Here is a 13,142-nt window from a genome sequence, read left to right as displayed (position 1 = left end):
TCGGATCAGGATCGCAGCAGCAGCAGGGCGCCGGCGAGGGCGCTGACGAGACCCGCCGAGGTGCCGAGATCGTCGCCGTTATTCAAGGATTGCGCAATCGGTTCGAACAGCAGCAGTCCGGCGACGATGAGCAGGGCGGTTCCGGAGGCACGCTGGAGGCGGCGTCGGCGTGTCACCCGGGTGATCTCGGCTTCCAGGAGGGCAAGGCTGCTGGCGTGTCTGCGGCTGGTGCGCTCGAGTGACTTCAGGCGGCTGACAGCAGACAGCAGAGCGCCGGGTAACTCGGGAAGCTGGTCCAGCAGGGCGGGTGCATGTTCCGCAAACTCCCGCAGAGCGGCGGCTGGGCCAAGGTGCTCGGCCATCCAGCGCTCCATGAAAGGCTTCGCCGTCTGCCAGAGATCGAGCTGCGGGTAGAGCTCACGCCCGAGTCCTTCGATGTAGAGCAACGTTTTCTGCAGCAGCACCAGTTGCGGCTGGATCTCCATGTCGAATTCACGCGCGGTCTGAAACAGCTGCAGGAGGAACTGGCCGAAGGAGATTTCATGCAGGGGCTTGGCGAAAATCGGCTCACAGACCTCGCGAATGACGCGTTCGAACGCCACCGGATCGGTGCTCTCGGGGATCCAGCCGGATTCGAGGTGCAGCCGCACCACCTGGGAGTAATCGCGATTGAAAAAGGCCAGAAGATTGCGGGCCAGATAGGTCTGATCGCTGCGGGTAAGCGAGCCGATGATGGCGCAATCCACGGCGATATAGGATGGATTCTGCGGATCGTCGACGTTGACGAAAATGTTTCCCGGGTGCATGTCCGCGTGAAAAAAATTGTCTTCGAATACCTGGGTGAAAAAGGTCTCCACACCGCGTTCTGCGAGTACCCGCAGATTGGTGTTGCGTCTGTGCAGCTCAGCGATGTCGGAGATCGGCACACCATAGATCCGCTCGAGTACCAGGATGTTCTGCCGGCAGTGTTCGCGAAACACGCGAGGCACGTAGAGCAGTGGAGAGCCTGCGAAATTCCCCCGCAGTTTTTCCGTGTTAGCGGCTTCGTGGCCCATATCCAGCTCATTGAATATGGTGGCCTCGTAGTCGGCGACCACTTCCGACAGGTGCAGCCGGCTGGCGTCTGCGACGTGACGTTCCAGAAACTCCGCCAGGGATTTGAGCATCTCGATGTCGTCGCGAATCACCTGGGCAATACCGGGTCGAACGATTTTCACGACGACGTCTTCACCTGTGCGAAGGGTGGCCGCATGGACCTGCGCAACCGAAGCGGAGGCCAGTGGCTGTTCTTCGAAGGTGCTGAAGATCTGCTCTATCGGACAGTCCAGCGCATCGGTGAGGAGCTGGCGGGCTGTTGCACTGGGAAACGGGGGAACCGAATCCTGCAGGCTGGCGAGGGCATCGGCGATGTCGTGGGGTACCAGGTCTCTACGGGTGGAAACCATCTGACCGAACTTCACGAATACTGGCCCGAGTTCTTCCAGAGCGAGTTTCAGGCGCTCACCGCGCCCCCGGTCTCCTTCCCTGATAAGCCGCAGCGGCGAGCAGCGCAGCAGCCAGCTGAAGCGCTCACTGACAAAGGGGGTGACCAGTGCATCGAGCCGGTAGCGTGCGGCGGTGATGGAGATGCGCATCACCCGGCGCGCTGACTGGAGTGTTTTCACTCTCCTGCGGTTTCCGCAGAAGGCTGCGGCAGCCTGCCCTCGAGCTCCCGCACCCGCGCGTTGAGTCGATCCACCCGCAACTGCAGAGCGTCCAGAGTGTCGAGCATTTCCGGCATATCGGGCTCGGCAACGAAACCGGCCCTGGCGGTAGCCTGAGCTGAGGCGGTGGCGGCTCCACTGAGACTCGAGAGTGCCGAGCGCAGAAAGTTCACCGTTGTTTCAGCTGCGCCGAGCAATTCCCGGGTAGCTGCAGGTCCGAGCAGCCGCCCGAGCGGTTCCTCGAGATCCGGTCGATAACTGCGGACAACAGCGGCGAGATTCCGCAGAAGATTTTCGTCGCCTTCAAAGGTGATGCCTGCGGGCGCGGTGCCTGTGCCGCTGGCCAGCCAGCCGATCATCGCCGGCAGGGTGCCCCGCACGATCGCGTTCGGAGCAGCCCGGCCTGAGGTGTGGAAGCTGATTGTGGCGTTTTCGATCTCCAGAACAACCAGAGTATCGGGGCCGTCGGCGGGGGGTACGATTTCGAACTGCACGACGGCCGTGTCCAGCGCGGCGAGCCTCGCCCGGCTGCGCGGATCGAGAGCCAGAGTTCTGTTGCCGATGGTGCCGAGGGGACCGTTGAGCGCGCTCAGCGCACCGCTGAGCAGGCGGATCAGATCGGCCGCTGGTGAAGAGCCGTTCACCCGCGCACACCACGGTGGATGGCTGCGACACCGCTCAACAGATTGTGATACTCCACGTCCTGGAAGCCTGCATCCTCCATCATCAGCTTCAGGGCGGCCTGGGTGGGGTGCACACGGATGGACTCGACCAGATACTGATAGCTTGCGCTGTCACCGGCAAGCAACCGCCCCATGCCCGGCCACAACGACTGAAACATCCGGTAACCGGCGTCAACCAGGGGATTTTCGGGCTTCGAGAATTCCAGCACCAGCAGCACACCGCCGGGTTTCAGAATGCGCAGCAGCTCTTTGAGCGCGCGGGCCTTGTCGGTGAAGTTGCGCAGGCCGAAGCCGATGCTGACACAGTCGAAGCTGGCGTCCGGAAACGGTAACTGCTCGCCGTCGGCCTGGCAGAACTGCACCTGGGCAAGCCCTTCATCGAGCAGCCGGTCCCGTCCGACGCGCATCATCTCGTCGTTAATGTCGGTCAGCACCACGAGCCCCTCGCTGCCGACCACCGGCGCGAACAGGGCGGCAAGATCCCCGGTGCCCCCAGCCAGATCGAGAACCTTCTGCCCGGATCGCACACCTGACATCTGCAGCGTCATGCGCTTGAACAGCCGATGAGTGCCGAAGGACATCAGATCGTTCATCAGGTCGTAGCGATCGGCCACGCTGTCGAATACGCCACGGACCAGGGAGGTTTTTTCGTCCGGGGAGACCTTTTTGAAGCCGAAATCGACGGGATCCATGGGTACTTGCGTTTGTGAATTGGTGCGAGCTGGGAGTTTACGCTGGTGAGGGGGCGGTACCAAACCCGCCACTCAAGCCATGAACACAACATTGCGAACCGGCGAGCAGTCGCTACCCCTTCGGCGGCGTCCAGTGGCCCAGCGGAATCACCGGCAGCCTGGATGCGTTTGCCGCCTTCATCTCGTCCAGGTACTCGCGCCAGTAGCGATCCAGATTCTCGCCAAGGTCCCGCAGATAGTCCCAGGCATACAGGCCCGAATCATGGCCGTCGTCGAAGGTGATGCGGATCGCGTAGTTGCCCACGGGCTCGATGGCCGTGATGCCGATGTGCTTCTTGCCGGTCTGCAGTTTTCGCGCTTCGTTGCCATGGCCGCGCACCTCCGCCGAAGGAGAGTAGACGCGCAGCAGTTCGGCAGGCAGGGAAAGGGATTCTCCCGGGAAGCCGAGTTCCAGTGTCTTCGAGCGTTTGTGGTAGACGATCTTCTGGGGCTGCATGGTGACGCCGGACCTGTTTACGAAAATCTCCGGAAAAACTACAGAATGAACCGGGACAGATCCTGATCTTTCACCAGCGCACCCAGATGTTCGTCCACGAAAGCGGCGTCTACACATACGTGCACAGCCTCTCCCGTGGTTTCGGATGCGTTGAAAGAGACGGATTCCAGAAGGCGTTCCATCACGGTGTGAAGCCTTCTGGCACCGATGTTCTCCGTACCGGCATTTACCTGCCAGGCCAGCTCGGCGACGCGTGCGATGCCATCATCGGTAAAAGTGAGCGACAGACCTTCGGTGGCCAGCAGTGCCTGGTACTGCTCGGTCAGCGAGGCGTTGGGTTCCACCAGAATGCGGCGGAAGTCTTCAGTGGTCAGGGCGCCGAGTTCTACCCGGATCGGCAGCCGACCCTGCAGTTCCGGAATGAGATCGGACGGCTTCGCGAGATGAAACGCACCCGAAGCGATGAAGAGGATGTGATCCGTGCGCACCATGCCGTATTTGGTGGACACGGTGCAGCCTTCGATCAGCGGCAGCAGATCGCGCTGCACCCCTTCCCTGGAAACATCTGCGCCGACGCTTTCGCTGCGTTTGGCCACCTTGTCGAGTTCATCGATGAAGACGATGCCGGTCTGTTCCACTGCCTCGACAGCGCGACTCTTGATCTCTTCTTCGTTGACGAGTTTTACAGCTTCCTGTTCGCGCAGCTTCTTCAGCGCTTCCCGGATCTTCAGACGCGCGCTGCGCTTTCGACCACCGCCTAAGTTGCTGAACATGCTCTGCAGCTGGCTGGTCATCTCTTCCATGCCGGGTGGCGCCATGATTTCCACCCCTACTGTGGCGGCCTCGAGTTCGATGTCCACTTCCTTATCATCGAGCTCTCCTTCGCGCAGCTTCTTGCGAAAGAGCTGTCGGGTGGTGCTGTCGGCGGGTTCTGTTTCGGCCTGAGTACCCGACTTCTTCGGTGGGCGCAGGAGGGCGTCGAGAATGCGCTCTTCGGCCAGGTCATCTGCCCGATGCTGCACCTGGGCTATCTGGCTTTCCCGCAGCATTTTCACCGCTGCGTCCGCGAGATCCCGGATGATGGATTCCACATCCCGCCCGACATAGCCGACTTCGGTGAACTTGGTGGCCTCCACTTTCAGAAATGGCGCATTTGCCAGTTTCGCGAGGCGTCTGGCGATTTCGGTCTTGCCGACGCCGGTGGGTCCGATCATGAGAATGTTCTTGGGCGTGATCTCATCGCGCATCTCTTCTGTGAGCTGCATGCGGCGCCAGCGGTTACGCAGGGCAATGGCGACTGCACGCTTGGCGTCGTCCTGGCCGATGATGTGACGGTCGAGCTCGTGAACGATTTCTCTGGGGGTCATCTGGGTCATTGGAGGTCGAGTACCTCGATGGTTCGGTGATGATTGGTATAAACGCAGATATCCGCAGCGATGGTGAGTGCTTTTTCCACTGTGGTTCTCGCATCCAACTCGGTATTTTCTGCAAGCGCACGGGCGGCAGCCTGTGCGAATGGACCACCGGAACCGATGGCGATCACACCGCTTTCCGGCTCGATGACGTCTCCGGTACCACTGATCAGGAGCGATGCGGTAGTGTCTGCGACCAGGAGCATGGCTTCCAGCCGCCGCAGCGCGCGGTCCGAGCGCCAGTCCTTGGCCAGCTCCACCGCAGCCCGGGTGAGATTGCCATGGAACTTCTGCAGCGAGGCTTCGAAGCGCTCGAACAGGGTGAAGGCGTCGGCCGTACCCCCAGCGAACCCTGCCAGCACTTTGTCGTCGTAGAGGCGGCGTACCTTGCGCGCGTTGCCCTTCATGATGGTCTGACCCAGGGACACCTGGCCATCACTGCCCATGGCCACCTGGGTATCGGTACGCACACAGACGATGGTGGTGCCGTGCGGTGATTCAATCACGGTATGGAGATCCTTTTAGGTCGAATCGGGAATAGTGGGGGCGGGGGGAGGGGTTTTCAATGCGACCTCCGCCGCAATCGATCGGATACTGGTGCGCGATAGATTTTCTGATCATGCGCTTCCAGGGGTGTCGTGTGGCAGACGGTGCTGTGCCGCGCGCAGCCGCTCCGCGGTGCCAGCGCTCTGCGGACCTGGGAGTGGCAAATCGCGAGTGGAGAAGCGATCAACCGTGCTTGAGCATCAGCGCCGAAAGGTTCATCTCCCGCAGCCGCGTCATCGCCCGGTTCGCCTCCACCTGACTGGTGAAAGGCCCCACCGTCACCCGGTACCAGGTGCCGCTGGAGAGGACCACTTTGTCGGAACTGGCAGGCAGTCCCTGCAGGGTCAGCCGGGCCCGGAGGGCTTCGGCGTCAGTGTCGGCTCGCAGGGATGCAGCCTGGAGCAGGTAGAGCTGGGGCCCGGAATCGTGCTGCTCCGGGGTGCCGGACTTGTAGGCCTCGGGGTTGGTGAGGACCTTGCTGTCCCGCAGTACGTCCGGAAAGTCGAAGGTGATTTCCGGCTTGACTGGTTTTTCCTCACCGCGAACGGCCGTGCGGGTCTCCTCGAAGATGGCGGGTGCATAGGCGGCCAGCAGCACCAGTCCGGCCCCGAATACCACACCGGCAGAGAAACTCGGTGCGCTGAATACACCCCGGGAGACTCTCGACGGACCGCGGCGGTCAACGCGAGCGGCCGGCTTCCTGCGAGGCCTGCTCTTGGGGGCGGTGCGGTTTGCGTAGTCTCTGGTCATGGCAACGCATCATAGGCAAGGCTCACCCGCTTAAAAAGCCTGCAGTTGTTTAATGATGCTCGGGATGACTCCCGGTTACTGCGCGTCGGCACAGGCGCAGGGAGAAATCACTGCGGCGGGCTCAGAAAGTGTCGTACGGATCGATGTCCAGAGACCAGCGCAGATTACGGGGTCCGTTACCCACCGCCAGGAGCGGGTGCAGTCCGCGATGCAGCACAGCCCGGGTGGTAGCGCCGACCATGAGCTGGAAGCGCCATCGATCTGCCACTCTGGGAATCAGTGCGGGCGCCGGCCCGAAGCATTCGAGATCTTTCCCCAGCTGCGAGCGGATGGATTCCAGCCAGCTGCGGGCGAGATCGGCGTCCCCGCTCTCCGCCCGCACCAGCGCAATCGGCTGATAAGGGGGCAGGTCTGCTGCTTCCCGCCCGGCCAGCTCCCGTTGCGCAAATGCGCCGTAGCCTTCTTCGATCAGAGCTCTGAGCTGCGGGCTGTCCGGCTGATAGGTCTGAATCAGTACCTCGCCCGGGCGCTCGGCGCGACCCGCCCGGCCGGCCACCTGCACGATGAGCTGTGCGGTTCGTTCCGGCGCGCGGAAGTCGGGGCTCATGAAGCCGCCGTCTGCATTGATGACGGCGACCAGGGATACGTCGGGAAAGTGGTGCCCCTTGGCGAGCATCTGGGTACCTACCAGAATCGCCCGCTCGCCGCTGTGGATGGCGGCAAGCCGCTCCTCCATACGGCGCTGGCTGCGAACGGTGTCCCGATCGATCCGGTACACGGGAACCTCCGGAAACCGTTCGCTGAGAAAGGCTTCGCTGCGCTGGGTACCCAGGCCGACGGCGATGAGCGTCTGATGACGGCAGTCGGGGCATTCATCGGGAAGATCTGCTCTGCGGCCACAATGATGGCAGATCAGGCAGGGTGGCTTGCGATGCATGGTCATGCGTCGTTCGCAGGCCGCGCACTCCGCCTGCCAACCGCAGTGACCGCATAAGAGGGCGGGCGCAAAGCCGCGCCGATTGAGGAAGACCAGCACCTGTCCGCCTGCTTCGAGGTGCCGTTCGATGTTGCGCACCAGCGTATCGGAAAAACCGTCCTGCAGGCTGTGTCCGCGGATATCGAGCAGCCGGTATGTGGGCATGTTGGCCCGACCGGCACGCTCAGTAAGGCGCAGGTGCTGGTAGCGGCCGCTGCGGGCGTTGTGGAGGCTTTCAAAGGAAGGTGTAGCGCTGCCGAGTATCAGCGGTATGTCCAGATTCTGGGCGCGCTTGACCGCGACATCCCGTGCCGAGTAGCGCAGGCCTTCAGACTGCTTGAAGGAGGCATCGTGTTCTTCGTCGACCACAATCAGGCCGAGGTCAGCGAAGGGCGAGAGCACCGCGGATCGGGTACCGATGAGTATGCCGACCTCTCCTGCCCGGGCCCTGAGCCACACCTGCAGGCGCGCGCGGTCCGTCAGATTCGAGTGGAGCACGGCGGCTTTGCCGAAGCGGTCTTCGAAACGGGACAGGGTCTGGGGGGTGAGTGCTATCTCGGGGACCAGCACGAGCACCTGACGTCCGAGTTTGAGCACCTCTTCCATGAGGCGCAGATAGACTTCTGTCTTGCCACTGCCGGTCACGCCATCGAGAAGCGCGGGCTTAAAGCCACTGGCAGCACCCAGCTTTGCCAGTGCCAGCGCCTGTTCGGGGTTGAGCTCCAGCTGATCTGCGCGGCCTGCCACGGGAAGCGAGGCGCGAAGGGAGCCGGTCGCAACACCCTGTGCCTTGCGGATCAGGCCCCTGGCAGCCAGTGCGACGATGTGAGAGCGCTGAAAGCCGGCCTCGTAGAGGAGTTCGGTCTGCAACCGTCCACCGGCCGCCAGCAGACATTCGTAGAGCCGGGCCTGGCGGGGGGCACGCGTTAAGTCACCCGCCGGGCCACAGATCTCCCAGCATTCGGGTCGGACGATCTTCAGACGTTTCGGCACCCGGGCGGCACTGGGCAGCAGGGTGGCGATGACTTCCCCAAGGGGGTGCTGGTAGTAGTCGGCCATCCATTGGGCAAGCCGCCAGAGATCTTCGCCAAGCAGATTGTCGTCATCGAGTACCTCGATGAGAGGGCTCAGACGGTCGTGGGCGTCGGCCGGATTCTGCGCGACGCAGACTGCGACGGTGCGCCGTCCGGAAAACTTCACCGCGACCCGGGCACCGATGGCAGGCATCGGCAGTTCCGCCGGTACCGAATAGTCGAACAGCCGATGCAGGGGCACGGCGACCGCCACCCGGGCGACCCGGGGGGGTGGACTGGCTGGTGCCGGGTTGCTGGAGCTGGGCGTCATGGGCCGAGGATACTACCCCAGGGATTGCCTTCCCGGCGGCATCTGACTACACTGCGCGGCCTTTTTTAATACCCTCGAGTGCCCTGGAACGAGCCCGAATACGGGGCTGCGCGGCCACCGGGGGAAGACTGGAAAGACCATGAAGCCGGACATCCACCCCGAGTATCAGGACATCAAAGCTACCTGCAGCTGCGGTAATGTGATCGAAACCCGCTCGACGCTCAGCAGCGACATCCATCTGGACGTATGCTCCGCCTGCCACCCGTTTTATACCGGCAAGCAGAAGATGATGGATACAGGCGGACGGGTTGAGCGCTTCCGTAAGCGTTTCGGTACGCGCGGCCTGAGCAAGTAAGGTCAGCCGTCTTTCCCGGGAACTGAGGACCCTCAGCTTCCCCACTTTTTTCGAATCACCTTCCCGGAACAGCTCGAGCTGAACCGGCTCAGTATTTGCGGTCTAATGTCGGGCCGATACTGAGTATGACGTGCTGGTACCTGTCGGACAGGGTGCCGCAGTTCAGGTGATTGCTTGACCACGACCGCCCAACGCATTGCCAGGCTTTTCCCGCTGCTGCTGCTTGCAGGCGCTCTGTGCTGGGCGGGTCCCGGATCCAAGACCTATCAGTCGCTGCTCGAAAGCGGCGGTCTCTACGACGATCCCGAGTGGCAGGCGTATGTGGACGAAATCGGCCAGAGACTGGTCGCGGTCAGTGCAGATGCGGGCAAGGAATACCACTTCTACGTGATCGACGACACCTCGGTGAATGCGTTCGCGCTGCCGGATGGCTACATCTTCATCCATCGGGGATTGATCGCCTACATGCGCTCGGAGGACGAGCTTGCCGGTGTCATCGGACACGAGATCGGCCATGTGGTGGGAGAGCACGCGAAGCGCTCGAACCTCATGGGTGCATTCGGTACGGTCGCGGGCATCATCGGCTCGATCTTTACCGGCACCACAGCCATCGCGGATCTCTCCAACACCGCGACGGCCACCATCACCTCGGGCTACCGCCGGGACTTCGAACTCGAGTCGGATGAGTATGGCGGGGAGTTTCTGGCCAGGGCCGGATACAACCCGCTCGCGATGATCGACGTGATCCATGTGCTCAAGGACCATTCGCTGTTTGCCAAGAACGTGCTCAAGCAGCCCACCGTGTATCACGGTCTGTTTGCCAGCCACCCCAAGAATGACAAACGCCTCCACGAGGCGGTGGAAAAATCACTGCACCTGTTTCCGCAGGAACTGCGGGAGCCGGAAAGAGATTTCTGGGAAATGATCGATGGTCTGGTCTATGGCAATGAGGCGGCAACAGGACTGATCAAAGGCACTTCCTACTACCACGGGTCACTGCGGGTGGTGATCGGCTTCCCGGAAAACTGGGATGTGGCCAATACTGCAACAGAAGTGCTCGGCAAGGCGCCCGGCACGAGCGATGCAAATATCAGCGTGCGGCTGATGCCGGGTCCCGCGACACCCCAGACACCAGCGGAATATGTCGCTGAAACCCTCAAGCAGGATGTGGTGGATGGCCAGGAGCTGGACATCAACGGCTACAAGGCCTTTCTCGCCAGCATCGAGGTCACCGACGGCTCGGCGAAAGCACGGACGATTGCCGTGGTGTTCAAGGAATCGAATGTCTATCTGTTCCGGGGTGAGGCAGGACCCATGAGCGACCTGGAACAGTTCGGCAAGGACTGGCTGGCTACCCTGAGTTCCTTCCGTGCGATGACGGCGGAGGATCTCAAGGTTGCCAACAGTCAACGGATCAAGGTCGTAGTCGCCAGTCCTTCGGACACTTTTGCAAGTCTTGCGAAGAAATCCTCGATCAAGACCTATCCGGCAGAGACCCTGCGGGTGATCAATGGCATGCACCCGATCGGGGAACCCCGGGCGGGGGATTTTGTGAAGATCGTGCAGTAGACAGGATCAGAAAATATCGACCGCCTTGATTTCATCATCCTTCCGCTCAATCCGCCGCTCGGCGATCGACGTGGTCGGCACATGCTCCTGCAGGAAGTATTCGAATATCGCATCTGAATCCTGGGCGCTCGCCAGTTCGCCCGTGCGCGGATTGATCTTGCGGGTGACGATACCCGGAGGTTGCGGCCGGGAGATCTGGGGTCGATCCGCCAGGGCCACTTTCATATAGTCGATCCAGATCGGCAGCGGGGTGTTGGATCCGTATTCTCTGGAGCCCAGAGCCTGGTGATTCGGGAAGCCGACCCAAACCGTGGTGACGACGTCCGGGTTGTAGCCGTTGAACCAGGTGTCGGCTGCGTCGTTGGTGGTTCCGGTTTTGCCGGCGATGTCCGAGCGCTGCAATTCGACTGCGGCCCGGCGTCCGGTGCCGCGCTTGATCACATCCTGCAGCATGTTGTTCATGATCCAGGCATTGCGGGCGTCGATGGTTCTGGGCGCAGGCGGTACCACGGCGGCGGGTGTTCCGCCTTCGGCCGTCTGTGCCAGCAGATCTTCCAGACTCGAAGGTTCTTCGCTCGCTGGAGATGCCGGAGCGTCTTCGCTGCACTCTCTGCACACGACCGAATACATGGGTTTGAAGACTTCCGTGCCGGTGATGTCGACCACCCGCGTGACGAGATTGGGCTCTACCTTCCAGCCGCCATTGGCGATGATGGCATAGGCGCTGGCCATCTGCAGGGGGGTCACGGCCATGGTGCCGCCACCGACAGCCAGCTGGGTATTGCGGGGGAAAGTTGAGGTATCGAAGCCGAAACGCTGGGCGTGGGAAAGCACGTTGCCGGCGCCGACATCGAGCAGCACCCGCATCGACACCAGGTTGATGGACCGGTACAGGGCGACGCGCAGGCGGGTCGGCCCGTTGTACTGATTGTTGTCGTTGTCAGGTCGGTACTCGGATTCCAGGTTCTTATCGTCGAAGACCAGCGGGGCATCCATGAATATGCTGGCCGGCGTGACACCGGAATTCAGAGCCGCCGAGTAGACGAAGGGTTTGAAACCCGAGCCGGGCTGACGGGCGGCCTGGATGGCATGGTTGTACTGGTTCATGCCGAAATCGAATCCACCGGAGAGCGCAAGCACCGCGCCCGTATCCGGATTGAGGGAGACCAGGGCGCCCTGAATTTCCGGAAGCTGGGCGAGGCGCCAGGCGTCCACCAGAACCTCGGTTACGGGAGCGGAAGCCAGGGCACCGCCTCCGGTTGCCGCCGCGGCTTCCGCAGCCTGGCTGTCGTCGATCTCCCGGGCCACCTTCCCCAGGTACTCGACCCGGATCAGATCACCCGGGCCCAGCACGTCGGTAACCCGGGTGATGACGGGTCCTCTGGTATCCACATCGATAAATGAGCGCGCCCAGCGCACAGCGTCCAGGTCGAGCACGACCTCCCGACGGCCGGCGAGCTGGACGGTTGCGGCGTTTTCATCAACCTGTTTGACGACAGCAGCTTCGAGATTACCGTACAGCGGCATTTCGGCCAGGGTCTGCTGAATGCGGGTGTCATCCAGTGGCTCGTCTTCGCGAATCATCAGCTGCGCTTCCGGGCCGCGATAGCCGTGGCGGCGATCGTAGCTCAGCAGCCCCTTGCGCAGTGCGCTGTCTGCAGCCGCCTGGAGCTCGCTCTGCAGGCTGGTGTAGACCTCGTAGCCACCGGAATAGAGGTCCGGCAATCGACGGATGAGCTGCTGCCTGACCCATTCGGCCGCATAGGGCGCGGGCACATCGAGTTCCCGGGCGTACAGGCGGGCGGTAATGGGGGCTGCGACGGCCACATCAAACTCTGCCGGGGTGATCGAGCGTTGCTCCAGCATTCGCCGCAATACCAGGTTGCGGCGGTTGATGGACCGCTCGGGTCCGTTGATCGGATTGCCCGCGGTGGGTGCCTGGGGTATGCCCGCCAGCATGGCAAGCTGAGCGAGGGTGAGCTCCGCGAGGGGTTTGCCGTAGTAGGTATAGGCGGCGGCCTGGGCACCGTAGGCCCGCTTACCGAAGGGCACGGCGTTGATGTAGAGCTCGAGGATCTCGTCTTTCGAGAGCTCCCGCTCCATCTTCAGAGCCAGCAGAATCTCTTTGAATTTGCGTATGAAGACCTGATCCCGGGAAAAAGTCCCCAGATTCCTCGGCAGCTGCATGGTAATGGTCGAGCCACCGCGGGAAATCTCACCCATATTCATCACGAGATCCAGCGCTGCGGTGGTCAGGGTGACGAAATCGACCCCGTTGTGCTCGTAGAAACGCTTGTCTTCGGTGTCCAGCAGGGCGCTGATGAAGTGCCCGGGCACCTCAGCCAGGGTTACAGGTATGAGACGTCGTTCACCAAATTCTGCAATAAGCCGGGCGTCGGCCGTATACACTCGAAGTGGAGTCTCCAGTTTTACGTGCCTGTAGGTCTCGGCTCTGGGGATCTGGGGGTCCAGATAGAGATACATGCCCGCGAGACTGAGCACTGTGGCACATACACCGGCCAGGGCCAGCCACATAATACGGAACGTGACGCGTCGGGACCTGGGTGTCATGGTCGCGGCAACGATACAGGGATCGGATTGCGGATAAGGTAATCC

The 13,142-nt window shown here is 61.9% G+C and carries 11 protein-coding genes; 2 read left to right on the top strand and 9 right to left on the bottom strand.

Translation table 11 applies throughout. The features are described from left to right. Nucleotides 1–5 precede the first annotated feature (5 nt). The 8 genes from ubiB to R3E82_18230 all read right to left on the bottom strand — a co-directional run bounded on the left by ubiB (nucleotide 6) and on the right by R3E82_18230 (nucleotide 8,602). Nucleotides 6–1,664 carry a ubiquinone biosynthesis regulatory protein kinase UbiB gene (gene ubiB / locus R3E82_18265; GenBank protein ID MEZ5552833.1) on the bottom strand — a complete coding sequence of 553 codons (1,659 nt, stop codon included), beginning with the start codon at nucleotides 1,662–1,664 and terminating at the stop codon, nucleotides 6–8. Then, nucleotides 1,661–2,347, bottom strand: coding sequence for a hypothetical protein (locus R3E82_18260; protein ID MEZ5552832.1), 687 nt, complete (start codon nucleotides 2,345–2,347; stop codon nucleotides 1,661–1,663). The genes ubiB and R3E82_18260 overlap by 4 nt, the downstream gene beginning before the upstream one ends. Further along, nucleotides 2,344–3,078 (bottom strand): bifunctional demethylmenaquinone methyltransferase/2-methoxy-6-polyprenyl-1,4-benzoquinol methylase UbiE, encoded by a 735-nt coding sequence (gene ubiE / locus R3E82_18255; GenBank protein ID MEZ5552831.1) that lies wholly within the window; start codon nucleotides 3,076–3,078, stop codon nucleotides 2,344–2,346. The genes R3E82_18260 and ubiE overlap by 4 nt, the downstream gene beginning before the upstream one ends. A 112-nt stretch (nucleotides 3,079–3,190) precedes the next feature. Beyond that, entirely contained in the window at nucleotides 3,191–3,574 is a 384-nt protein-coding gene (locus tag R3E82_18250; GenBank protein MEZ5552830.1) for a DUF971 domain-containing protein, read from the bottom strand. Nucleotides 3,575–3,612: 38 nt separating this feature from the next. After that, nucleotides 3,613–4,950 carry an ATP-dependent protease ATPase subunit HslU gene (gene hslU, locus R3E82_18245; GenBank protein ID MEZ5552829.1) on the bottom strand — a complete coding sequence of 446 codons (1,338 nt, stop codon included), beginning with the start codon at nucleotides 4,948–4,950 and terminating at the stop codon, nucleotides 3,613–3,615. Then, a complete protein-coding gene (gene hslV / locus R3E82_18240) occupies nucleotides 4,947–5,489 on the bottom strand; it encodes an ATP-dependent protease subunit HslV (GenBank protein MEZ5552828.1) in 543 nt (180 codons plus the stop codon). The genes hslU and hslV overlap by 4 nt, the downstream gene beginning before the upstream one ends. A 226-nt stretch (nucleotides 5,490–5,715) precedes the next feature. Continuing rightward, a complete protein-coding gene (locus R3E82_18235) occupies nucleotides 5,716–6,282 on the bottom strand; it encodes an SPOR domain-containing protein (GenBank protein MEZ5552827.1) in 567 nt (188 codons plus the stop codon). 121 nt (nucleotides 6,283–6,403) lie between these two features. Beyond that, nucleotides 6,404–8,602 carry a primosomal protein N' gene (locus tag R3E82_18230; GenBank protein ID MEZ5552826.1) on the bottom strand — a complete coding sequence of 733 codons (2,199 nt, stop codon included), beginning with the start codon at nucleotides 8,600–8,602 and terminating at the stop codon, nucleotides 6,404–6,406. A gap of 139 nt (nucleotides 8,603–8,741) precedes the next feature. On the opposite strand from R3E82_18230, the gene rpmE reads away from it, so the two are divergent. Further along, a complete protein-coding gene (rpmE, locus tag R3E82_18225) occupies nucleotides 8,742–8,957 on the top strand; it encodes a 50S ribosomal protein L31 (GenBank protein ID MEZ5552825.1) in 216 nt (71 codons plus the stop codon). Between the two features lie 174 nt (nucleotides 8,958–9,131). After that, complete coding sequence (locus tag R3E82_18220; protein MEZ5552824.1) at nucleotides 9,132–10,526, top strand: M48 family metalloprotease; 1,395 nt, start codon at nucleotides 9,132–9,134, stop codon at nucleotides 10,524–10,526. A gap of 6 nt (nucleotides 10,527–10,532) precedes the next feature. Here the strand turns inward: R3E82_18220 and R3E82_18215 are convergent, their stop codons facing one another. Then, the gene (locus tag R3E82_18215) at nucleotides 10,533–13,061 is read right to left on the bottom strand and encodes a PBP1A family penicillin-binding protein (GenBank protein ID MEZ5552823.1); all 2,529 of its coding nucleotides are present in this window, start codon (nucleotides 13,059–13,061) and stop codon (nucleotides 10,533–10,535) included. Nucleotides 13,062–13,142: the final 81 nt, after the last annotated feature.

Source organism: Pseudomonadales bacterium, from assembly GCA_041395945.1.
Taxonomy (GTDB): domain Bacteria; phylum Pseudomonadota; class Gammaproteobacteria; order Pseudomonadales; family Azotimanducaceae; genus SZUA-309.
This window is presented reverse-complemented; position numbering and strand designations above follow the sequence as displayed.

Coding starts and splice junctions, on each gene's coding strand:
- rpmE (MEZ5552825.1), top strand. CDS start 8,742: ATGAAGCCGGACATCCACCCCGAGTATCAGGACATCAAAGCTACCTGC.
- R3E82_18235 (MEZ5552827.1), bottom strand. CDS start 6,282: ATGACCAGAGACTACGCAAACCGCACCGCCCCCAAGAGCAGGCCTCGC.
- hslU (MEZ5552829.1), bottom strand. CDS start 4,950: ATGACCCAGATGACCCCCAGAGAAATCGTTCACGAGCTCGACCGTCAC.
- R3E82_18250 (MEZ5552830.1), bottom strand. CDS start 3,574: ATGCAGCCCCAGAAGATCGTCTACCACAAACGCTCGAAGACACTGGAA.
- ubiE (MEZ5552831.1), bottom strand. CDS start 3,078: ATGGATCCCGTCGATTTCGGCTTCAAAAAGGTCTCCCCGGACGAAAAA.
- R3E82_18215 (MEZ5552823.1), bottom strand. CDS start 13,061: ATGTGGCTGGCCCTGGCCGGTGTATGTGCCACAGTGCTCAGTCTCGCG.
- R3E82_18230 (MEZ5552826.1), bottom strand. CDS start 8,602: ATGACGCCCAGCTCCAGCAACCCGGCACCAGCCAGTCCACCCCCCCGG.